This is a genomic window from Enterobacter sp. ECC-219 (assembly GCF_043966805.1).
GTDB lineage: Bacteria > Pseudomonadota > Gammaproteobacteria > Enterobacterales > Enterobacteriaceae > Enterobacter > Enterobacter cloacae_N.
Window position 1 is genome coordinate 2,746,468 of record NZ_CP143680.1, and the last position, 22,330, is coordinate 2,768,797.

General features: G+C 55.3%; 21 protein-coding genes, 2 tRNA genes and 1 pseudogene. 13 read left to right on the top strand and 11 right to left on the bottom strand.

What is annotated here, in order from left to right; all coding sequences use genetic code 11:
- Positions 1-225 precede the first annotated feature (225 nt).
- A complete protein-coding gene (locus tag V1603_RS13040; RefSeq protein ID WP_163329000.1) occupies positions 226-1,371 on the bottom strand; it encodes a PLP-dependent aspartate aminotransferase family protein in 1,146 nt (381 codons plus the stop codon).
- An 11-nt stretch (positions 1,372-1,382) separates the two neighbouring features.
- A complete protein-coding gene (locus tag V1603_RS13045; RefSeq protein WP_395312735.1) occupies positions 1,383-2,753 on the bottom strand; it encodes a pyridoxal-phosphate dependent enzyme in 1,371 nt (456 codons plus the stop codon).
- Positions 2,754-3,153: 400 nt separating this feature from the next.
- On the opposite strand from V1603_RS13045, the gene V1603_RS13050 reads away from it, so the two are divergent.
- The 4 genes from V1603_RS13050 to fumD all read left to right on the top strand — a co-directional run bounded on the left by V1603_RS13050 (position 3,154) and on the right by fumD (position 6,118).
- Entirely contained in the window at positions 3,154-4,176 is a 1,023-nt protein-coding gene (locus V1603_RS13050) for an ATP-binding cassette domain-containing protein (RefSeq protein WP_316378968.1), read from the top strand.
- Positions 4,169-4,837 (top strand): methionine ABC transporter permease, encoded by a 669-nt coding sequence (locus V1603_RS13055; RefSeq protein WP_163329006.1) that lies wholly within the window; start codon positions 4,169-4,171, stop codon positions 4,835-4,837. Before V1603_RS13050 ends, V1603_RS13055 begins: the two co-directional genes overlap by 8 nt.
- 148 nt (positions 4,838-4,985) lie before the next feature.
- Entirely contained in the window at positions 4,986-5,798 is an 813-nt protein-coding gene (locus V1603_RS13060; RefSeq protein ID WP_395312736.1) for a MetQ/NlpA family ABC transporter substrate-binding protein, read from the top strand.
- A gap of 110 nt (positions 5,799-5,908) precedes the next feature.
- Positions 5,909-6,118, top strand: coding sequence for a fumarate hydratase FumD (fumD, locus tag V1603_RS13065; RefSeq protein WP_008500615.1), 210 nt, complete (start codon positions 5,909-5,911; stop codon positions 6,116-6,118).
- On the opposite strand, the gene V1603_RS13070 is transcribed toward fumD, so the two are convergent.
- From V1603_RS13070 to V1603_RS13085, 4 genes are read right to left on the bottom strand one after another with little or no spacing between them, the layout of a single operon-like run.
- On the bottom strand, positions 6,099-6,785 hold the full coding sequence (locus tag V1603_RS13070; RefSeq protein WP_395312737.1) for an amino acid ABC transporter permease: 687 nt from the start codon (positions 6,783-6,785) through the stop codon (positions 6,099-6,101). The genes fumD and V1603_RS13070 overlap by 20 nt on opposite strands.
- Positions 6,769-7,515 carry an amino acid ABC transporter permease gene (locus V1603_RS13075; protein ID WP_116340425.1) on the bottom strand — a complete coding sequence of 249 codons (747 nt, stop codon included), beginning with the start codon at positions 7,513-7,515 and terminating at the stop codon, positions 6,769-6,771. The genes V1603_RS13070 and V1603_RS13075 overlap by 17 nt, the downstream gene beginning before the upstream one ends.
- On the bottom strand, positions 7,515-8,330 hold the full coding sequence (locus tag V1603_RS13080; RefSeq protein ID WP_116340422.1) for an amino acid ABC transporter ATP-binding protein: 816 nt from the start codon (positions 8,328-8,330) through the stop codon (positions 7,515-7,517). The genes V1603_RS13075 and V1603_RS13080 overlap by 1 nt, the downstream gene beginning before the upstream one ends.
- Before the next feature lies 1 nt (position 8,331).
- The gene (locus V1603_RS13085; protein WP_166712689.1) at positions 8,332-9,162 is read right to left on the bottom strand and encodes an ABC transporter substrate-binding protein; all 831 of its coding nucleotides are present in this window, start codon (positions 9,160-9,162) and stop codon (positions 8,332-8,334) included.
- A 245-nt stretch (positions 9,163-9,407) separates the two neighbouring features.
- Between V1603_RS13085 and V1603_RS13090 the strand changes: the two genes are divergently transcribed.
- From V1603_RS13090 to V1603_RS13110, 5 genes are all read left to right on the top strand, one after another.
- On the top strand, positions 9,408-9,575 hold the full coding sequence (locus tag V1603_RS13090; protein ID WP_013096943.1) for a hypothetical protein: 168 nt from the start codon (positions 9,408-9,410) through the stop codon (positions 9,573-9,575).
- Between the two features lie 144 nt (positions 9,576-9,719).
- On the top strand, positions 9,720-11,126 hold the full coding sequence (locus V1603_RS13095) for a DUF1996 domain-containing protein (RefSeq protein ID WP_395312738.1): 1,407 nt from the start codon (positions 9,720-9,722) through the stop codon (positions 11,124-11,126).
- 91 nt (positions 11,127-11,217) lie between these two features.
- Entirely contained in the window at positions 11,218-12,528 is a 1,311-nt protein-coding gene (locus V1603_RS13100) for a sensor histidine kinase (protein ID WP_395312739.1), read from the top strand.
- On the top strand, positions 12,521-13,132 hold the full coding sequence (locus V1603_RS13105) for a response regulator transcription factor (RefSeq protein WP_166710872.1): 612 nt from the start codon (positions 12,521-12,523) through the stop codon (positions 13,130-13,132). The genes V1603_RS13100 and V1603_RS13105 overlap by 8 nt, the downstream gene beginning before the upstream one ends.
- Positions 13,133-13,222: 90 nt before the next feature.
- On the top strand, positions 13,223-13,702 hold the full coding sequence (locus V1603_RS13110) for a heme-binding protein (RefSeq protein WP_116340412.1): 480 nt from the start codon (positions 13,223-13,225) through the stop codon (positions 13,700-13,702).
- 35 nt (positions 13,703-13,737) lie between these two features.
- Here V1603_RS13110 and V1603_RS13115 read toward each other — a convergent pair whose 3' ends face one another.
- Positions 13,738-13,878: a hypothetical protein gene (locus tag V1603_RS13115; RefSeq protein ID WP_061098445.1), complete on the bottom strand. Its 141-nt coding sequence runs from the start codon at positions 13,876-13,878 to the stop codon at positions 13,738-13,740.
- Positions 13,879-14,003: 125 nt separating this feature from the next.
- On the opposite strand from V1603_RS13115, the gene V1603_RS13120 reads away from it, so the two are divergent.
- The 4 genes and pseudogenes from V1603_RS13120 to V1603_RS13135 form a co-directional block, all read left to right on the top strand.
- Positions 14,004-14,786, top strand: coding sequence for an MBL fold metallo-hydrolase (locus V1603_RS13120; protein ID WP_395312740.1), 783 nt, complete (start codon positions 14,004-14,006; stop codon positions 14,784-14,786).
- Between the two features lie 72 nt (positions 14,787-14,858).
- Positions 14,859-15,494 carry a carbonic anhydrase gene (locus V1603_RS13125; RefSeq protein WP_316378975.1) on the top strand — a complete coding sequence of 212 codons (636 nt, stop codon included), beginning with the start codon at positions 14,859-14,861 and terminating at the stop codon, positions 15,492-15,494.
- 551 nt (positions 15,495-16,045) lie between these two features.
- On the top strand, positions 16,046-18,523 hold the full coding sequence (locus tag V1603_RS13130; RefSeq protein WP_395312741.1) for a glycosyl hydrolase family 18 protein: 2,478 nt from the start codon (positions 16,046-16,048) through the stop codon (positions 18,521-18,523).
- A 179-nt stretch (positions 18,524-18,702) separates the two neighbouring features.
- Positions 18,703-18,783 (top strand): annotated as a pseudogene (locus tag V1603_RS13135) (carbonic anhydrase); the annotation flags it as partial.
- 31 nt (positions 18,784-18,814) lie between these two features.
- On the opposite strand, the gene V1603_RS13140 reads toward V1603_RS13135, so the two are convergent.
- The 4 genes from V1603_RS13140 to mdtK all read right to left on the bottom strand — a co-directional run bounded on the left by V1603_RS13140 (position 18,815) and on the right by mdtK (position 22,213).
- Positions 18,815-20,410 carry an FAD-NAD(P)-binding protein gene (locus tag V1603_RS13140; protein WP_395312742.1) on the bottom strand — a complete coding sequence of 532 codons (1,596 nt, stop codon included), beginning with the start codon at positions 20,408-20,410 and terminating at the stop codon, positions 18,815-18,817.
- 118 nt (positions 20,411-20,528) lie between these two features.
- Positions 20,529-20,605 (bottom strand) — tRNA-Val (locus tag V1603_RS13145).
- Between the two features lie 4 nt (positions 20,606-20,609).
- Positions 20,610-20,686: transfer RNA gene (locus V1603_RS13150), tRNA-Val, on the bottom strand.
- Between the two features lie 153 nt (positions 20,687-20,839).
- Positions 20,840-22,213: an MdtK family multidrug efflux MATE transporter gene (gene mdtK, locus V1603_RS13155; RefSeq protein ID WP_116340406.1), complete on the bottom strand. Its 1,374-nt coding sequence runs from the start codon at positions 22,211-22,213 to the stop codon at positions 20,840-20,842.
- Positions 22,214-22,330: the final 117 nt, after the last annotated feature.

Here is a 22,330-nt window from a genome sequence, read left to right on the forward strand (position 1 = left end):
TCAGCCCAACGAAGGAGAGGAGAAGTTGTACGTTGTTTTTTGTATTCCAAGCGCTGAAACCATTCACCAGGGATTTGGCGCGCATTATACGCTGATTTTAAGATAAAAGGAAAATGGATACGGCGTTTCAGAATTAATCAATGCCGTTTCACATAATATTGTTATCAAGGCGTTAAGCCATGATGACAACTTTTGGCGGCAGGCGTTTGACCTGCCGCATTTTGCTTATTTTTGCAGCGCCTGACTGAGGTCGGCAATCAGGTCTTTCGGATCTTCAATGCCCACCGACAGTCGAATCAGCTGCGGCACAATGCCGTTTGCCAGGCGTTGTTCCAGCGGAATCGAGGCGTGCGTCATGCTGTAGGGCTGGCTCACCAGGCTCTCTACGCCGCCCAGGCTTTCCGCGAGGGTGAACAACTTCAGGTTGCGAATCACCTCTGTGGCGCGTTGCGCATCGCCTTTTACCACGACGGAAATCATTCCGCCTGGCAGGGCCATCTGCGTGCGGGCAAGCTGATATTGTGGATGCGATTCCAGCCCGGGATAGAACACCTTTTCAACCAGAGGATGCTGCGCCAGCCATTGCGCAATCGCCAGCGCGTTGCTGCTGTGCTTTTCTACCCTCAGCGCAAGCGTGCGAATTCCGCGCAGGGTCAGGAAGCTGCTAAAGGGATCCAGGACGCCACCGACCGCATTTTGCAGGTAGCCAAGCCGGTCCGCCAGCGCCGGGTTATCACCCACCACCGCCAGCCCGGCCACCACGTCCGAATGGCCGTTAAGGTACTTGGTGGCGGAGTGCACCACGATATCGAAACCCGACGCCAGAGGGCGGTGGATCGCCGGCGACGCGAAGGTGTTATCCGCCACGCTGATGACGTTATGGCGCCGCGCGATAGCGGCAATGGCCGCCAGATCCGCCAGCTTCAGCAGCGGGTTGGTCGGCGTTTCCACCCACACCATGCGCGTATCCGGGCGAATGGCGGCCTCAAGCCCCGCTAAGTCGTCAGGCTTAACCCAGCTGACCTGCAGGCCGGTGCTGCGCTTGCGCACGTTTTCAATCAGGCGGTACGTCCCGCCGTAAACGTCGTCAATGGCGACGATATGGCTGTCTTTGTCCAGCAGTTCGAGCACCGTGGAGATGGCGGCGAGACCGGAAGCAAAGGCGTAACCGCGCGTGCCGCCTTCCAGTTCAGCGATAGCGGTTTCCAGCGCGTGGCGGGTAGGGTTGCCGCTGCGGGAATACTCATAGCCGGTATGCTCGCCGGGTGACGGTTGCGCAAACGTCGAGGTGGCGTAAATCGGCGGCATGACGGCGCCGTGCTGGTCGTTGAACGCGCCGCTGTGGACGCTCAGGGTTGCCAGGTTTTTCATCGTTTATTCCTTTATTGCTGTAGACGATTGCGCCACGCGGTCAGAACGTCGCTGCGCGTAATCAGGCCGAGAAAACGGTCATTGTCGTTAATCACGGCCACCAGACCGCGGTCGAAGATGGCGTGCAGGGCGCTCTCCGGGGCGCGTTTGTCGAGGAATTCCACCTGACGCGTCATGGCTGCCGTCACCGGAAGGGCAAAGCGGTCGCCGTCACCGCCGATATGCCGCAGCAGATCCCACTCGTCGATAATGCCCACCACCTTGCCGTCCTCAAGGACCGGCAACTGGGAGATGTCATACAGGCGCATGCGTGCCAGTACGGTGGAAAGCGTGTCGTCCGGAGCGGCGGTGACGGTGGCGCCTTCATCGTGTCGCAGGGCGATATAGTCGGAAAGATCGCCTGCCTGAGGGCGCGTGAAAAGCCCCTGCTGGCGCATCCAGTCGTCGTTGAACATCTTCGAGAGATACTTATTGCCGCTGTCACAGGCGAAGGTCACCACGCGTTTCGGCGCGGTTTGTGCCTGGCAGTATTTCAGCGCGGCCGCCAGCAGCGTGCCGCTGGAGGAGCCCGCCAGAATGCCTTCCGTTTTCAGCAGATCGCGCGCGGTGGTGAAGGCTTCGCGGTCGGTGATGCGCCAGGCGCGATTCACCCCTTCGATGTGAGCCAGCGGCGGAATAAAGTCCTCGCCAATGCCCTCAACCAGCCAGGAGCCCGCGTCGTGGTAGCGTCCGGTTTCCACCTGGTCGGCGAGAACCGATCCTGCAGGGTCTGCCAGGACAAACTCCGTGTGTGGAGAGTGCTCGGCGAACCACGCCTGCAGGCCGCCGAGCGTCCCGCCTGAGCCGACGCCGACCACGATGGCGTCGATCCTGCCGTCAAGCTGCTCAAACAGCTCAGGTGCCGTGGTGGTGCGGTGCGCCAGCGGGTTGGCTTCGTTATTAAACTGGTCGATGTAAAACGCGCCGGGTAGCTCGTTAGCCAGACGCCGGGCGTAATCCTGGTAATAGGCGGGGTGGCCCTTGTTGACGTCGGAGCGGGTCAGCACCACCTGGGCACCCAGCGCGCGCAGGTGGAAAATCTTCTCGCGGCTCATTTTGTCGGGCACCACCAGGATCAGCGAGTAGCCTTTCTGGGCGGCGATCAGGGCCAGGCCCAGACCGGTATTCCCCGCCGTTGCCTCAATAATCGTGCCGCCCGGCTGCAGCTGACCGGTGAGCTCCGCTTCGTTAATCATCGACAGCGCAACGCGATCCTTGATAGAGCCGCCCGGGTTCTGGTTTTCCAGCTTCAGGAACAGCGAGCAGGGACCGGTATCAAGCTTATGCAATTGGATAAGCGGGGTACGACCAATCAGTTCAGTGACCGAGTGATAAATCGTCATGATGTTTTCCTTTCTGGATGTCATGACGGGATGATAGGGCGGTGAAATTTTCGCAATAAAGAACCATTCACTGCCGTTTAGAACGGAATGGAATATAAATGCCGTTTTTGGATGGCAGGACAGCAAGACGTAAAGTTGTCCGGAAGTGAGGATGGCTATATCCGCATAAAATGCTGCAAAAATGACTGTTTTTTGAGCGAGTCAGCCAGCGGATATGCGTCTGGCAGATAATCATTGCTGAAATTGGTCTAAATGCTTTCGACCCTTTAAATCCGCTGCTTATTACCTCAGGTTATAACACATGCTTTTTTGTTCATTTAAAAGCTGATAACGCCTGTTTACTATCTTTTGGACATCCATACTGCTAAACCGCCAGGGGCGGATCGGATAACGAATAAGAATGATCGTACTCAGGAATATTTCGAAGGTTTTCGACAACGGAAAGGTCGCGCTGACTGCCGTTGATAACGTCAATTTGACGATAGAGCAGGGACAGATTTACGGCATTATCGGCTACAGCGGCGCCGGGAAAAGCACGCTGATTCGTCTGCTGAACGGTCTGGAAAAACCCAGCGCCGGAAGCGTCACCATTAACGGGCAGGATATCTCTGCGGCAAAAGGTGAAGCGCTGCGTCAGGCGCGTCTGAAAATCAGCATGGTGTTCCAGCACTTCAACCTGCTGTGGTCGCGCACGGTGAGCGAGAACATCGCTTTCTCGATGCAAATCGCCGGTGTGCCAAAAGCCCGGATTAAGGCGCGCGTGGCCGAGCTGGTGGATCTGGTTGGCCTGAAGGGGCGTGAGCATGCGTATCCGTCGCAGCTGAGCGGCGGGCAAAAGCAGCGCGTGGGTATTGCGCGTGCTTTGGCTAACAACCCTGACGTGCTGCTCTGCGATGAAGCCACGTCCGCGCTCGACCCGCAGACCACCGATCAGATCCTCGATCTGCTGCTGGACATTAACCGTCGCTTCAAACTCACCATCGTGCTGATTACGCACGAGATGCACGTGGTGCGCAAAATCTGCGACCGCGTGGCGGTGATGGAGAATGGTAAAGTCGTGGAGGAGGGCGACGTGCTGAGCGTCTTTACCCATCCGCAGCAGCCGATTACGCAGCAGTTTGTCCGCCAGGTGAGCCAGTACGCTGAGGAAGAAACCTTCAATACCGAACTGGCAAACGATCTGGAAGGCACGGTCATCAGGCTGACCTTTACCGGGCACAGCACCCATAAGCCGATCGTGGGTGAACTGACCCTGCGCTACGGCCTGCCGTTTAACATCCTGCACGGGAAAATGACCCAAACCGCCCACGGTGTGTTTGGCCAGCTCTGGGTGCACGTGGTGGCATCCGACGAACAACTGAACAATATCCTCGCCGACTTGCAGCACAGCGATATTGAAGGCGAGGTGATTAAACATGGCTGAGGATCTCTTTCCGCATCTGAAGTGGGACCAGCTCTGGGCGGCAACTCAGGAGACGCTGTACATGACCGCGCTCTCCGGCGTGGCGACCTTTGTTCTGGGGCTCGTGCTCGGTCTGGCGCTGTTTTTAACCGCGCGCGGCGGGCTGTTCCATAACCGCACGGTCTACAGCGTGATTTCGATTGTGGTGAACGTGTTCCGCTCGATTCCGTTCATCATCCTGATTGTTCTGCTGATCCCGTTCACGAAAACCATCGTCGGGACCATCCTTGGCGCCAACGCGGCGCTGCCGGCGCTGATTGTGGGCGCAGCACCGTTCTACGCACGCCTGGTGGAAATCGCCCTGCGTGAAGTGGATAAAGGCGTTATAGAAGCAACGCGCTCGATGGGCGCACGACTGAGCACGTTAGTGTTTCGGGTTTTACTGCCGGAATCATCACCTGCACTGGTTTCAGGTATTACGGTGACGCTGATTGCGCTGGTGAGCTACAGCGCGATGGCGGGGGTGATTGGCGCCGGCGGTTTGGGAAATCTGGCTTATCTGGAAGGATTCCAGCGCAACCATGGTGACGTCACGCTGGTGGCAACGGTGACCATTCTGATCATCGTTTTCATTATCCAGTTCTGCGGCGATGTCATTACATCACTGTTAGATAAACGCTAATACCCGTCATATTTCGAGGCTCAGGCGCGTTGGCTGCATTCGTTCACCCCAGTCACTTACTGTATGTAAGCTCCTGGGGATTCGCTCACTTGCCGCCTTCCTGTGACTCGAACTATTTAGGGTAACAACAACACACAGGAACCACATCATGAAAAAGACACTGACGCTGATTGCCGCCGCAACCCTGAGCGCCCTGAGCTTCGCCTCCTGGGCCGACACTCTGACCGTGGGCGCGTCCAACACGCCGCACGCCGAAATTCTGGAGCAGGCCAAGCCAATTCTGGCGAAGCAGGGTATCGACCTGGAGATCAAACCGTTCCAGGACTACATTCTGCCCAACACCGCGCTGGCGGGACATGACATTGACGCCAACTATTTCCAGCATATTCCTTACCTGAACAGCGTGCTGAAAGATCACGCGGGCGATAAAGACTATGACTTTGTCAGTGCGGGCGCGATCCACATTGAGCCCATCGGCATCTACTCCAAAAAATACAAATCGCTGAAGGACCTGCCGGAAGGCGGCAAGATCATCATGCGTGATGCGGTTTCCGAAGAAGGCCGTATTCTCTCCATCTTCGAAAAAGAGGGCGTGATCAAGCTGAAGCCGGGCATCGATAAAGTGACCGCGCGCATCAGCGATATCATCGAGAACCCGAAAAAGCTGCAGTTCACGCCTAACGTGGAAGCCTCTCTGCTGCCGCAGATGTACAACAACGACGAAGGCGCTGCGGTGGTGATCAACGCCAACTACGCGATTGATGCAGGTCTGGACCCGGTTCATGACCCGATTGCGGTCGAGAGTGGTGAAAACAACCCGTACGCCAACATCATTACCGTGCATCGCGGCGACGAGAAGAAGAAAGACATTGTCGCGCTGGTGAACGTGCTGCACTCCAAAGAGATTCAGGACTGGATCCGCACCAAATACAAAGGCGCGGTCATTCCCGTAAACAACTAATTATCTGATTTTCAAGATGAAGCCCGGCGAGTTTCTCGCCGGGCTTCTTTTTTGTATCCGGCAGGAGAATCATTTAAGCTCAACGTTTAACAGGCAATGGAGTGATGACGATGGGTAACGTGACCAAAGATGAAGCGCTGTACCAGGAGATGTGCCGGGTGGTCGGGAAGGTGGTGCTTGAGATGCGTGATTTAGGGCAGGAGCCAAAGCATATTGTCATTGCCGGAGTCCTGCGAACCGCGCTGGCGAACCAGCGCGTTAAACGCAGTGAATTGACAACCGAAGCGATGGAAACGGTGGTTAAAGCGCTGGCCGGGTAAGGCGCCAGCGTTTCGCAAACTGCTCGAGCGAGCAGCAGAGCAGGTAGTAGACCACGCTCGTAAAGATAAAAATGGCCGCCGGGTAGATTTGCACCCGGTTGTTGACCTGGCCCGCTACGGTGGTCAGTTCCGGGACGTTCACGATAAACGCCAGCGACGTATCCTTCAGCAGGCTGATAAATATCCCCACCAGAGACGGCAGAATATTGCGCATCACCTGCGGGAGCAGCACGCGCCACAGGGTTTGCCGCGTGCTGAACCCCTGGGTCAGTGCCGCTTCATATTGCCCGGCTGGCAATGCATTTAGCCCGGCGAGAACCGAATGCATGACCGATGCCGCCGTGAACCAGGCCAGCGCCAGCGTGACGGTAAGCGCCCCCGGCAGATCGCCGCCGGTCATCAGCGGCAGCAGATACCACATCCAGAAAATCACAAAGATGAGCGGAATACCGCGTATCAACTCTGCCCATAAAAACAGCGCCTTACGCCCAGGTCCGGGATAGCGCCACGCGGCGCACGCCAGCGCAATACCGCCGGGCAAAGCAAGTATGGCGGCACCCGCGGCCATCAGCAGCGAGAGCAACACGCCTCCGGGCTCACCCGCAGCGGCACGTCCCCACAGCAGATAATCCAGGTTATCAGCAATCACGTTAAATCCGGCAATCATGCTGAGCCCTCCCTGCGCGGGGGCCGAGTCGCGTCAGTAGCATACCCATCACAACGCCGGTAAGCAGATACAGTGCGGTTCCCACGGTAAAGGCCTCCAGCGCGTGCGCGTTGTAGCTTTCGATCTGCCGCACCTGACAGGTGAGTTCGGCAAAGCCAATTCCGCTGGCGAGGGAGGAGAGCTTCATCAGGTTGAGATACTGACCGACGACAGGCTGCCAGGCGTTCGCCAGTCCTTGCGGCAGCAGAATGTAGCGAAATAACCGCCAGGCAGAAAACCCCTGCGCCAGCGCCGCTTCCCGCTGTCCGCCGGGGACGGAACGCAGCCCGGACTCAATCTCCTCAATTAAAAATGCTGAGGTGAACACGCCCAGCCCCCAGGCAGAACATAAAAATTCAGGGGTGAACCACCAGACGTCACCGGGCAGAATCGACCAGGCGTGATCGGCATTCACGACGTCCCTAAGCCCGAGCGGCAGGCCGTTCCAGGCGGCGAAGTACCAGAACAGGAGCTGCACCAGCAGCGGCGTGTTGCGAAACAGCGAGACCCAGCCGCTGACGACGGCATGACCAAACCGTCCTGCGGAGAGGCGAAGAAGCAGAAACAACAGCGCTAGCAGGGTGGCAAGCGCCAGTCCCGCAAGCGTGACCCACAGCGTGGTGAGAAAACCGGATAAAATCCACTGCAGGGGCTGCCCGGTCAGCACGCCCTGCCAGTCGAACGCGTGCATTACAGCGGCTCCTGGTGAAGTGGGTCGAGCACTTTTTGCAGGAATCGCCGCGCGCGCGGATGTGACGGCTGGCTGAAAAACTGTGCCGGCGGAGCGGTTTCCAGAATTTGCCCGCCGTCGATAAAGACGATCCGGTCAGCAATCTCCCGGGCAAACTGCATCTCGTGCGTCACCACAATCATGGTGATCCCGCTGTGGGCAAGGGCCTTCATCACGTACAGCACTTCGCCAATCATCTCCGGATCCAGCGCGGAGGTGGGCTCATCGAACAAAATGATTTGCGGCGACGAGGCCAGCGCGCGAGCAATCGCCACGCGCTGCTGCTGGCCGCCGGAGAGCTGCGCGGGAAAGTGATGGGCTTTTTCGAGCATCCCGACCTTTTCCAGCAGTGCCAGGGCGCGCGCCTGGGCAGGCTGCGGCTTCCAGCCGTGCACGTGCTCCAGTGCCAGGGTAATGTTCTGGCTGGCGGTGAGGTGGGCGTAAAGATTGAACTGCTGGAAAACAAAACCGACGCGGCTGCGTAACTGGCGCAGGGCTGCTGCGGCAAGTCGGGCGGTGGGTTTGTTATCAATCAGAATGTCGCCGTCACTGAGGGTTTCAAGCTGGTTGATAAGACGGATCAACGTCGATTTACCTGAACCGGATGGACCGAGGATTGCCACCACTTCACCCGGAGAGATGCTGAGGTTAATGCCTTTTAATACCTCGTGGTCGCCGTAACGTTTAACGACGTCACGAAACTCGACGCTGGCGTGTTCCAGATGTGAAAAATCCGCGGCGCCGGCCGCGGAGTGTGAAAATAAACCTGAGAGCATATTACTGAGCTTCTATTTTAAAGGCGCGAGGCTGTGGAGCGGGGGTGTTTGGGCCAAACCAGACATCGTAGATTTTTGCCGCCTGACCGTTCTTCTCAAGATTAACCAGCTCGTCGTTGACGGCCTTCAGCAGCTCAGCTTCGCCTTTTTTCACCCCAACGCCAATCTCTTCCTTGCTGAGCAGATCGGGGAGGATTTTAAAGTTCGCTTTATCCGGGGCCTGTGCCAGCAGGCCTGCAAGAATAGTGCTGTCCTGGGTGATGGCCTGCACGTTGCCGTTGCGCAGCGCCGTCAGCGCCAGAGGAATATCATCATAAGAAAGCACGCGAGATTGCGGGAAACGCTGGTGCAGCGCCTGCTCACCCGTTGTCCCTTTCACCGCACCAATGCGGGCCCGGCTATAGTCATCAAGCTTGTCCGATGATTTAGCCGGAACCAGGAACTGTTGTCCGGTCACGAAATAGGGGGTGGAGAAATCAATCACCTGCGCGCGTTCCGGGGTGATGGTGATATCCGCCACAATCAGATCCGCTTTACCGGACTGAAGCAGTGGGATTCGGTTCGCCGGATTGGTGGCAACCAGCTCAAGCTTCACGCCGAGCGATTTTGCCAGCGCTTTGGCGAAGTCCACGTCATAACCCACGATCTCGTGCGTTTTGGCATCAATAGAGCCAAACGGCGGGTTGGCGTCAAACGTGGCCACTTTCACCACCCCTGCGGCCTTAATATCCGCCAGCCGATCGGCCTGTGCCTGTGCTGAAAGCAGGCTCCCGGCTGCCAGTAATCCCAGAACCAGTGTCCGTTTGGTAAACCCTTTCATGTTTGCTGCCATAGTCATTCGCCATCCTGTTGTTTTTGTTTTACCCCGCTACGCTCCCATAAGCGAAAGCTATCGCCAAATAAGAAATCGTTCTTTGCTATGAGAAAAAAAGCATTAGTGAACAGGGTGTTATGAACAGGTAAATAAAAGGGAAGGCTATTTGCAGATACTGCACATGAACAGTCGATATTGGTATTTCCCCCGCGCCAAATTTGAGTGTTTAACTTAGATCAGGTGAAGCAAGAGGAGTAAAGACGATGAAAAAATGGATCAGCACGTTACGGCGGTTTTTTGCGACCCGACCCGCGAATGCGGAGAACAGCGCGCAGCGTGTTCTTGAGTCGATACTGCCTGTTGCCAGCCTGTATGGCGTGGACGTTGCCAACATCGACCCGGAGTGGTTCCATGATAAAACGTCACGCTGAACTGCGCCGCACGCGCGAAATGTACTGGAATGAGCTGTGCGTGCTGCATGTAAAGCAGGGATGAACGGAAAAATACGCGGGCAAATCCTCGGTAAACCATAGCCGTTTTGTTACCAATATCTCCTTTCTCAGAAGGAGATGATAATGAAACGGACAGTATTAACCCCGGCACTTTCTGCCACCGCACTACTGATTGCCATCCAGGCGGCACACGCTGCGCCACAGGCGCATGTCGTCTGCGGTTACTCCCACACGCTCGGCGACGATGCCATTATGATGTACGGCATGCCCAACGAGGCTATGCTGCACGATTTTTTTGGCAACGCGCAAACGGATGCCTTCTCCAGCCGTGAATCGCTGCGTAGAGATGAAAAGACCACCTGCGATAACAAAGCAGACAGCTCGGCCTACTGGGCACCCTCTCTGAGATTGCCTGACGGAACGGTGGTTAAACCTGCCTATCAAAAAACCTATTATCAGGCATCGAACGTGGACGCCTGGCCGCTGCACCCATTCCCGGCGGGGTTGTCGCTGCTGGCGGGCGATCATCACGGCACCGCGCCGAATCCACATATCACCTTCCTGTGCGCTAACGGCAATGGCTACACCACCAAAACGGGCGAGGTCTGCGGCTTACGCAAGGCGAACGATGCCGTGCAGTTTAATATCGGCATTCAGTTTCCGAACTGTTGGGACGGGGTAAACCTGAAGCCCGCCCACGGTCTGGTCAACGCGACCTACGACACCAAAGGGCAGTGCCCGTCCGATTTCCCGGTGAAAATTCCCACCGTGAACATGAACATTGCGTACGTGCTCCCGACAATTAGCTCGCTCGATACCAGCAAAGCGCAGCTTTCCCTCGACCCCATCATGCACGGCGACGAGCGTGAAGAGCGATGGGGAAGCCTTTATACGGCGCATGCTGACTTTATGAACGGCTGGACGGAAGACGCCGCGCGCTTTATGACCGACCTGTGCATGAATCGCGGGCTGGATTGTGGCACTACCGTTCCGTATGGTTATTCAAAAGCGAAAGCCAACGTCTGGCTCAGCAGCCTGGAGCCAACGCTTTCCCAGCCCGATCCCCAGGCCCTGCTGGTGCAGGATAACTGGCAGAACGGCGGACGCACGAGAAACAGCGAAACGCTGTCGCTGGTGAAGTTCCATATTCCGCCGCTGCCTGCCGGACAGGATCCTGCGCAGTTTAAATACCGCGTGCGGATTTATGGCGGGAAAGTGGAAACCAACGGCGCGGATCAAATCTTCTTCTATCCGGCAAGCAACGACTGGGATCCGGCCAGCGTGAGCTGGCAGTCGCGGCCAGCCTGTAACTACCGTTCGGATGCGGTGCTTTACCTTAACCACTCCCGCGAATACCGGATGGTGGACGTGGATAAAGCGGTGCGCAAGGCGCTGGCAGAAGGGAAAACCGAGATTTCGTGGTACATCGGCGGCGATCGTCAGGGCAATCACTACCAGTTTGAGACGGCAGCATCCCCACAAAGCCTGATCCTCATGCTGACCGGCTTTAGCAAAACGCCGGAGATCTGATCGCGCCGCGTTTTTTTGTTCTCATCAACGTTAACTGGTAATGTCGATAGCCTGAATGACGGTGCCAGTTAACGCTATGAGCATAAAAAAAATGATAAAGCGCAGCATCGCGGTATGGGTGCTGGTCTGCCTGATAAGCGGCGTGCTGCTGTATGCGGAACAGATACGCCGCCAGTTCTGGGAGCGCGATCGCGAGTTTACGGCGCTGTATTCGGCGATCGGCGCCGTGCTGACGCAAAACGAGTCGGTGCTTCCGCTTCTGAATGGCGATGAAAACCTCGCCGCGTTGCGCAAAAAATTCCCCCACATTAAGGCCCTGGAAAAAACCACCGGTCGTGCGCTGGACGCCGCGCGCGTGGAGCCTTTTCGCGGGGTTCAGTACTGGCTATACAACCCGTGGCGGCAGATCCGCGTCCTGATCGACTTAACCGCGCTGCTTGCGCCGGGCCATCGCTTTGCAGAGCTGCATCTGAACCTCTCGAATGACGATCAACCGGGGTCTACAGGCGCGTTCTGGCACTGGCAGCGCGCCTTCCCGCAGCATACACAACCCTTTATTCTCTCTGCCGCGGCAGATCCGGACTGGTTCAGGGTCTCCTGGCTGGCGTATCCGCTGCTCTTTCTGACGTGGGGAATGGTGATTGCAGGCGCGGGAACCGTGATCTGGCAGCGCAAACAGCGCCAGCAGGCCGAGCAGCGTGCACTTTATTATCAGCATGCCAGGCTTAACACGCTGGGAGAGATCACCGCGGGCATCGTCCATGAAATCAACCAGCCGCTTACCGCCGTGCAAACCTGGATCCAGGGGGCGCAGCGACAGCAGCAGGATAATCCGCAGGCCGTCTCGCAGGCGCTCGCGGCCGCGCTGCTGCAAACGCAGCGTATCAGCGCTTTGCTGACGCGGTTTCGCGAGCATGTGGTACAGGAGAAGGTGACCCTGCGCGAAACCGATCTGGTGCAGTGCTGGCATCAGGTGGAGAATTTACTGGAGCACGAGCGTAAATCCCGGCGTATCGCGGTCATTCATGCGTTTGCTGCGGATGCCACGATCGTGATGGCGGACCGACTCTGGCTGGAACAGATCCTGCACAATCTGCTCAGCAATGCGATTCAGGCGCAGCAGGAGAGCACGCACGGCTGGGTGCGAATCGACAGTCAGAAAAATGAGAAGGGCATTCTGGTGACTCTGACCGACGGCGGGCCCGGGTTTAGCCCGGATGCTCTGCAGAACGCATTTATGCCATTCTTTAGCGGACGTCCCGGCGGAATTGGGCTGGGGATGACGCTAACGGAGACGCTGATGACGCGCATGAACGGCTCGATAGCCCTGGGCAATGCCCCGCAGGGTGGGGCGCAGATCCGCTTGCAGCTGGCAGCAGGAAAGGAGATAAAGCATGGATAAGGTGGTCTGGCTCATTGATGACGACGAGTCCATCAGAGAATCCCTGGCGTTTTTACTGTCAGGGATGGGCTGGCAGGTTAAGGCCTTTGAGAGCATCGAGGCCTTTACTAAGGCGCAGCGCGATGAATCGACGCTCGTCGGCTGTCTGCTTCTGGATATGCGCATGCCGGGCAAAGGCGGGCTGACGTGGCTGGAGGAGGGCGAATGGCCGTGGCCGCTGCTGCCGGTCATTATCATGACCGGGCACGGAACGATTGACGCCTGCCGTCGCGCGTTTCGCAACGGCGTGTTTGAGTTTTTCACCAAACCGTTAGACGCCGATAAACTCATCGAAACGGTTGGGCTGGCCTTTGAGGAGAGCCAGCGACGGTCTGCCGCCTGGCAGGATCTTTCGCAGATCAAAGCACGCTTTGAACAGCTAACCGCGCGGGAGCACGAGGTGCTGACTGTACTGATGGAAGGGTGCAGTAATAAAGAGGTGGCTGCACGTCTGAATCTTTCCCCGAGGACCGTGGAAGCGCACCGCGCAGCGGCGTTTGCCAAGCTCGGCGTTACTAGCCTGGTGCAGGCGAGCCGGGCGTACGACAAATTGCAATCCGTATAACTACCAGGTTGAGTGCGTAATCAACCGAATTACGTTTCATCGCGCCGTTAAGTAACCTCCGGGATGTCTAACAACACGCGAGGAAGTGCAATGAAAAAAGTCATGATGGTTGCGGCACTGGTCGCGGGTAGCGTAAGTCTGGCCGCGCAGGCCGAGACGTTGACCCAAAAAAATCTCTCTCTGACCCAGGCTAACGCGCTGGCAACATCCGCCATTCAGGCGTGCGCAGCGAAAAATTACCAGGTTGCGGTCACGGTGGTTGACCGTGCGGGCGTGGTAAAGGCGGTGCAGCGTATGGATAACGCCGGTCCTCACACGGTAAAAGCCAGCGAAATGAAAGCGTTTACGGCGCTTAGCGCAAAGAATGCGTCAGGCAAAGTTATGGAAGCGGCGCAGAGCAATGCGGGCGCACAGAATATGCGTGATATTCCAGGCTTCCTGCTGCTGGCCGGCGGGCTGCCGGTAAAAGAAGGTGATGAGGTGATTGGGGCTATCGGCATCGGCGGTGCACCGGGCGGTCATCTTGATGAAGCCTGCGCTCAGGCGGCCATTGACGGGCTGAAAAAGTAGTAAAAAAAAGCACCGGTTTTCCGGTGCTTTTCTTATCAAATTTTGCAGGCATCACCGCAGTCGTCGTCAGCAACAACCGCCTGCGCTTTTTTATCCGCGTCGTCCAGACGTTCCGCGTTACGCTCTTCCGCTTCATCCAGTCCGTTAAAAACTAAGTTATCGAGATCAATTTCCATGTTGCACCTGCTCTGTTCGGGTTTTGATACTGGCACAGTATAGGGTAAAAAACGCCGGCAATGTACCTCGCAGCACATAAGGATAATCCCTGCCATACTCAGTGCTTTATCACCGAGGAGCGCTCATGATTACACTCTGTAGAACCTGCGGTACTTCCTATGATGGAAAGCCGGAGAGATGTCCGATTTGCGAGGATGAACGCCAGTATGTCCCGGCCAGCGGTCAGGCGTGGATTGATTATGCGACGGTGACGGCCTCACACGCGAACAAGTGGCAGCAGCTGGAGCCCGCGCTGTTCAGTATCAAAACGGTACCGTCCTTTGCTATTAACCAGCGAGCGCTGCTTCTGCGCACCCCCCACGGCAATATTCTGTGGGACTGCATCGCCAACCTCGATCCCGCAACCCAAACGCTCATCACCGCGCTCGGTGGCCTTCACGCCATTGCGATTTCGCATCCGCACTATTACACCACGATGCAGGCGTGGGCCGCGGCTTTCGATGCGCCGGTCTATCTCCACGCCAGCGATAAGGAGTGGGTGATGCGCGACAGCCCGGCGATTCATTTCTGGGATGGCGACGCGCTGGAGATTATGCCCTCGGTCACGCTGCTGCGCCTCGGCGGGCATTTTGCGGGCGGGACGGTGCTGCACTGGCAGGAAGGCGAGGGCGTTTTGCTGGCAGGGGATATTTTGCAGGTCACCCCGGGGAAAGATGCCGTGTCGTTTATGTGGAGCTACCCGAATATGCTTCCGCTGCCTGCCCGTACGGTTGAGGACGTTACCCGGCGCCTCGCGGGAAAACCGTTCGCTCGTCTTTACGGCGCGTTCGAAGGGCAGAACATCCAGGCCGGTGCCGACGACATTGTGCAGCGGTCGGGCCAGAAATATATTGCTTGTCTGAAGTAAACCACGATGGGTAAACTTTACGAGTGTGATCGCGATCATACCTAAACGAAAACAGATAAAAGAGAAATTGCTATGCAACATATCATTGAAGGTTTTCTCAGCTTTCAAAAAGAGATTTTCCCGCAACGTAAAGAACTCTTTCGCAGTTTAGCGTCCAGCCAGAATCCCAAAGCGCTGTTTATCTCCTGCTCCGACAGCCGTCTGGTTCCTGAACTGGTCACCCAGCAAGAGCCGGGACAGCTCTTTGTCATTCGTAATGCTGGCAACATTGTCCCTCCGTTCGGGCCGGAGCCAGGCGGCGTCTCTGCAACCATCGAGTATGCGGTAGTGGCGCTGGGCGTGACCGACATCGTGATCTGCGGCCACTCCAACTGCGGTGCGATGAAGGCGATTGCCGATAACGCGAACCTGGAGCCAATGCCTGCTGTATCGCACTGGCTGCGCTATTCCGACGCGGCAAAAGCCGTGGTTGAGAAAAAAAGCTGGGATAAGCCGATCGATAAAGTGAATGCGATGGTGCAGGAGAACGTGTTTGCGCAACTCAGCAACATCAAAACCCACCCGTCCGTCGCGGTGGGCCTGCGTAATAACTCGCTTCGCCTGCACGGCTGGGTGTATGACATTGAAAGCGGCGATATCCGCGCGCTGGATAAAGCGACGAAAACCTTCGTTTCACTGTCTGAGAACCCGGACGTGTTCTTCGAGTAATCTCGCTTTGCAGGGCATGGAAGCCCTGTCAGTTTTCAACATAAAGTATTCTCCGCCGTAAACCAGAAGCGGGTTTTTCCGCTGCCTTCATCCGTAACATCCAGCTATTTACATCGCGTCGTTAAAAGGCAGAACGTTTGTTTTGCGCGGCATTTATCCGCACGGATTAAAAAACCGTGAAACGGGAATGTACAGTGTTGTGAAATCATCGTCCGCACATTGCCTGTGTTAAAATAAAAAATTGAGATGTTTTACGAAACATTAATCAGGGTAAATTAATGGCCCTTAAATATAACTCGCCTAAATAATAGCAGTGTCAGGTGGTAAGGTGTTTTATTGTTTATTGGGTTGCGGGTTTTTATATTGAGTGTGCATATTTGTCTGAGGCAGATATAACTGATATCTATTAATATCTGGTCTGTCTTGCAGGCCGAATTCTTGGTTTTATTGCCTGCTGTGCTTTTATATTCCTCATTGCGTGAGATGCTTATAGAGTTGTGTTGCTAATCATTCTTCTATTAGCTTAATTTTTTGCCACAAGGAAAAAATAAATGAAACTCAGTGCAATGAGTAAAGCGATGCTTGCTGTTGGATTATTATGTTCTGCCGTGCCGGTATTTGCGCTTGAAGCATGGAACGGGCAGGAAGGTTCGGGGCCCTATGAAGTCATTTATGACAGCAACGTTTACACCAATGCATGGTGGGTCGCTAAAACCGACTGCCCGGGGACCGAGTCTGACAGCAATCCCTGGAAGTATGAACGTGTTGCGACAAGTGCAGAAATGAGCCAGTACGGTAATCCTACGACTTGTGAGACCAGCGGCGGCGATGTGACCTACCCGGACTACAACAGCGCTAACAGTTATAATGCCGATGATGTCGTCACTTATAACGGTACAACCTGGAAAACCTCCACAGCTCAAAGCCCGTATGGTTTTGCTCCAGGTGAAGGTAACCCCTGGGCTCTTTATTCGGAGGTCCCGCAGTGGATTTCAACTACCACTTACAATAAAGGGGATAAGGTTCAGAAAGACGGTCAGGAATATGAAGCTCTGTTCTATACAGTCGGAGAGGATCCTTCTCTACCTGCCAACCAGAACCCGACAGGCACCAACGGACGCCCATGGAAACCGTTGGGTGCAGTTGTTGTGTATACCGAGGATCAGTTAAATAATGCACCTGTGTTTAGTGACAGCACACTTTACGCGAGTGGTACGTTAATTCGCTATAACGGGGAGAATTACGTTTCCCAGGCGAAAGTTCAGAAAGTAAGTCCTTCTGATACAAACCCATGGAAAGTGTATATCGACTGGTCTGGAACCAAAGCGATGGTGGGTACACCTTCAGCGCCGTGGCCAGCCCATGTTTATGCACCATATGTCGATTTTACGCTGAACAGCATCCCGGATCTGGCAACTCTGGCGAAACAAGAGAATGTCACTCACTTCACCATGGCATTTGTGGTGAGTAAAGATGCTGACACCTGTCTGCCAACCTGGGGCACTGCGTATAATATTAACGATTATGCCCAGTACAGCAAAATCAAGGCACTGCGTGAGGCGGGCGGCGATGTAATGGTATCGATCGGTGGCGCCAACAACTCACCTTTGGCAGCCTCTTGCAAAAATGTATCCGACCTACAACAGCATTATTATGACATTGTTGAAAATCTGAACCTGAACGTTCTGGATTTCGATATTGAAGGGACGTGGGTTGCCGATCATGACTCCATCAATCGTCGCAACGAAGCTGTTAAAGCGGTGCAGGATCAGTGGAAGTCCGAAGGCCGTAGCGTAGGTATCTGGTACACTCTGCCTGTCCTGCCTACGGGGCTGACGTCAGACGGTCTGTATGTGCTGAACGATGCAAAAGCAAAGGGGGTAAACCTGGCAGGGGTGAACGTGATGGCGATGGATTATGGCAGTAGTATCTGCCAGTCCGACGGAACGGAAGGGCAAAATATCCATGGCGCATGCGCAACGTCAGCCATTGAAAACCTCTTCAGTCAGTTGAAGCAGATCTTCACAGATAAATCAGACAAAGAAATTAACGCGATGATGGGCGTCACGCCGATGAACGGCTATAACGACGTTCAGGGTGAAGTGTTCTATATCTCCGATGCGAAGTTGGTGGAGGACGATGCTCAGGATCGCGATATGGGTATGATCGGTATGTGGTCGATGATGCGCGATCAGCCGGGTGTACCGGGGCAGGTCTCTCCGGAACACAGTGGTCTGACAGAATCACAGGCACCGCAGTATGCTTTCAGCGAGGTGTTTGCACCGTTTACGCATAACGATACGGTACCCGTTGATACGGAGATCAAAGACGTCGCAGTGAATAAGGAAAGTTATGCTCCTTCACTTGAATGGTCTCAAAACACTGCCAGTGTGCAGGGGAAAAAATATAACGTTGTGTTGCAGCGAGACGATTTCCATGATGGTCAGCCCTACTCAGGCGGAAGCTACGGGGCAGGCGTTGACCAAACTCCAATTGTTCAGACCGATCTTGGGAATGGCTATACAAAAATCAGCTTTAAGGGCAAAGATCTCCGTGAAGGACATCTCCTTAAAGTGATGGATGAAAGTAACAATGTTGTTTTAACCTATCAATTTACTGTTGAGGACTTTGCGACTGCAACGCCTGCAAACATCGACTGGGCAAAAACAGAAAGGGTAGGCTCGCAGTTTAAATATTCTGTTGGTATCCCCACCCAGTATTATGCCTCGTATCAATATTTCAACCTCTACATAGATTCCCAGGATGCAACTGGAAAAGTGAGCACGACTTTCTGCGGTTCCTGGTTCCAGGGGAAATTTAAAGGAGGCAGCACGAATAAGTGTTCTGGATGGGGCACATCCAACATGGACTACGCAGGTTATGTTTTGGGTGAGACAGCCTCTACGCTTCCTAAGGTGGGCGACAAATTCTTTATCGCTACAGCTGACGGAAATACAAAGGATGCCAAAATCTTTACTATTCTAAACAGCCTGACTGTATCGGAAGGAATGCTTCAGTCAACAAAATAAAGGATCCATAATGTCTGAAATAAGCCGCAATAGTAATATTGCGGCTTTTTAATAGCATGACAAATTTCTCTTTCCACATGCCCGGCGGAGTAGGACAGGGGGGATTTTCATTACCGGTAGGTTTATCGATATGTTAGCGAATTCCGGAACACAAAGAATACGTCTGGGGAGACGGCAGTGAACTCGGCAAAATTTGTGTGCTGGATAAAGCAACGAGAACCTTCGTCTCGCTGTCTGAAAACACGGACGTGTTCTTCGAGTCATCTTGCTTTGCAGGGCATGGAAGCCCTGTCAGTTCTCCACGTACGGTAATCGACGCCGTACCCCTGAGGCAGGTTTTTCAGCCGCCTTCGCCATCGCTTCTGCAATCTCCGCGCACTCCGCCAGCCCCTGAACGAAGGGACGATCGTGCATCAGCCAGGGTATCGCGCCGAAAGCGATGCGCCCGCGAACCGATTCAGGCGCTTGTAGCGTGTAATCCTCGCCGATATCGGGTATTTCTTCCCCCGTTGCTTCCAGTCGTTTGCGTATCGTCGGGAAGGGCAGATCTTTCGTTTTGAGCGGCTTTTGCCCGCGAGCGTCAATAAAAACGTCGAAACGATAAACGGTCTCTTGTGTGGTGATGACTGTCCGATCGCTGCCGGCATCAAGCGTGTAATCATCGCCGAGCGCTGCCACGCTAATGATGCCTGCCTCGCGAAGCGCGAGAAGCCTGCGAATAGACTGCGGCGGGATGGCGGCATAGTTGTCGATAAACACGCGCGCCAGGCCCTGCTTAAAGCGTTTTCTGTCCTGCTCGCTGAGATGCGGAACGATCTCCTGAACGACCTCATGCAGCCGAAGTACGGTGTAGCGCCAGGCCACGGTACGGCGTTCACGTTTGTTCCGCTCAACCTCGCTGAGGTTCTCTTCCGCCCAGGTGAAGGGCCCGTGCCGTTTACGATCCTCAAACCACGCCTCACGAAGGCTGTCGGCATCCTGGTTACGCAGAGAAATTTTCTCGCACCACGCCGGGTCGGCGAGTTCAAGCTCTTTCACCATCAGGGCAAAGATGCGGTCAAGCAGGCCATCCGATCCTTTGGCTATCTCGCTTTCAACCACGAATTCGGTCAACACCGACAGCGGTTCATAAGGGATAGGGCAGTAAAAATCGGCTTCCGGCAGAATGCCCGTTCGGGACATTAGCGTAATGTTTAACCCCTCGCTGCCTTTGTCGAGGATGAATTCACCATCACGAAACTCACCGTGCTGCATCACCACCGCCATAACCGCGTCCAGACCGCTCAATGAGGTTCCCATAATGCCCACTCGGCAAGGGGGAATGCTGGCGTCCATCAAACCGGACCACGGGCTTGGGAAGAACGTGCGCGTGGCTTCATCCTCTTCTGGCCAGACATGGCCGGTGGCGATAACCGCCAGGTCGAATTGATCGGGCAAGGTGTCGTCATTGACTGAAAGCGTTACGCCGGATGTCGAGGGGATGATGTCCGTTACCTTCGCGGATTCATGGACCGTAACCTGGAACCCCAGCTTTTGAGCCTCTTTTACAATTGAACGAAAGCTGTCGCGAAAATACTCTCCCAACAGGAGTCTGGGCAGGAACTGCCGATCATGCAGGCTGGCTTTATCAACCTTAAAGCGCGCCAGATGGGTGTCGCTCTGTTCCTTGAGCCAGTCGAGGTAGGTCATAAAAATGGGGGGAATTTCAATGCTCGCAATGTTCGCCAGCATCAGCCGGGAATTATCGTCGTCATTATAGGGCATGCCCACGCCGGCTTCATCGGCCTGTTCAAAGACTGACACGGAGAGCGGGGTGCTGTTATTCAGCAAATGATAAAAGGTGTAAATCCCTGTGGGGCCGGAGCCGATAATCGCGATATTCTTCATTGACGCGCTTCCTGTATTTTTTCCATAAGAAAAGCGTAGCAGGAGAATAATGATGGAAATAAGGGATTAAGAAAATTCAGGGTAACAAGAGAGGATTTGCACCATTTCAGGACTGAAATGGTGCGTCCGAGTGGACTCGAACCACCGACCCCCACCATGTCAAGGTGGTGCTCTAACCAACTGAGCTACGGACGCAGAATGGTGCGTTCAATTGGACTCGAACCAACGACCCCCACCATGTCAAGGTGGTGCTCTAACCAACTGAGCTATGAACGCAACGTGTTGTCGGTGACAACGGGGACGAATATTAGCGGCACAGCACCAAGGAGGCAAGAGGGAAAACGCATTTTTCTCTCTGATTTCACGCGATTGCTTCATTACCGCGCAAAGTGAAGAGAAAGTAGCCGCCAGACGGCGGCTACTGCGTAGTTAACGTGCAGCGCGCTGCAAAATCACCGTTGACGGCTGGCGCTGCAGGAAGCGCATGCGCAGCATCATCATGATCGCCGCCGATGTGAGTCCGATGATAAAGCCCATCCAGAATCCGGCTGGCCCCATGCGATCAACGACCAGATCGGTCAGCGCCAACACGTAGCCAGCCGGCAGACCCAGCACCCAGTAGGCGATAAAGGTAATAAAGAAGATCGAACGCGTGTCTTTATATCCGCGCAATACGCCGCTGCCAATCACCTGGATGGAGTCAGAAATCTGATACACCGCAGCCAGCAGCATCAGGTGTGAGGCCAGCGTCACCACGTCCGGGTTGTCATTGTAAAGCAGGGCGATCTGCTCACGCAGCGCCACCGTGAACAGCGCCGTACAGATGGCCATACAGACACCGACGCCCAGCCCGGTGCGCGCGGCCGTTTGCGCATCCAGCGTCGAGCCCTGACCCAGGCGGAAGCCAACGCGAATCGTCACCGCCGCCGCCAGCGACATCGGCAGGACGAACATCAGAGAGCTGAAGTTGAGGGCAATCTGGTGCCCGGCCACGTTAACAATCCCCAGCGGGGAGACCAGCAGGGCGACCACGGCAAAGAGCGTCACCTCAAAGAACAGGGCCAGCGCAATCGGCAAGCCTAGCTGTACCAGACGCGTCATGATGCTCCAGTCCGGCGTGCTGAAGCTCTTTGCGTTGCGAATATCGCGCATTGAACGGGCGCGTTTCACATAGGCGATCATACTGAAGAACATTACCCAGTAAACGGCCGCCGTCGCCACGCCGCAGCCGACGCCGCCCAGCTCTGGCATGCCGAAATGACCGTAAATAAAGACATAGTTCACCGGAATATTCACCAGCAGGCCGATAAAGCCCATCACCATGCCGGGTTTGGTTTTCGCCAGCCCTTCACACTGGTTACGTGCTACCTGGAAAAAGAGGTAACCAGGCGCTCCCCAGAGCAGGGCGCGCAGATAGCCCACGGCTTTGTCTGCCAGCGCCGGGTCAATATTGTGCATGGCACGAATGATATGGCCCGCGTTCCAGAGCACGACCATAATCAGCACGGAGACAAACCCTGCCAGCCAGAAACCCTGACGGACCTGATGGGCAATACGCTCGCGACGACCCGAGCCATTGAGCTGAGCGATAACCGGCGTGAGCGCGAGCAGCAGACCGTGGCCGAACAGGATGGCCGGAAGCCAGATTGACGTGCCGATGGCAACGGCCGCCATATCGGTGGCGCTGTAGCCGCCCGCCATTACCGTATCCACAAATCCCATTGCGGTCTGGGCCACTTGCGCGACGATCACTGGTATAGCCAGTGCCAATAACTGGCGCGCTTCATTCATGTACTTCTGCACGTGAACACCTTTATTTTGTAGTTATATGAGAGACAAAAAAGCCGCCGTAACTGGCAGCAAGAAGAAAATGCAGGGGGGTGCCAGCTATTGTAGCGGGCTTTAGCTATTTATCTAGTG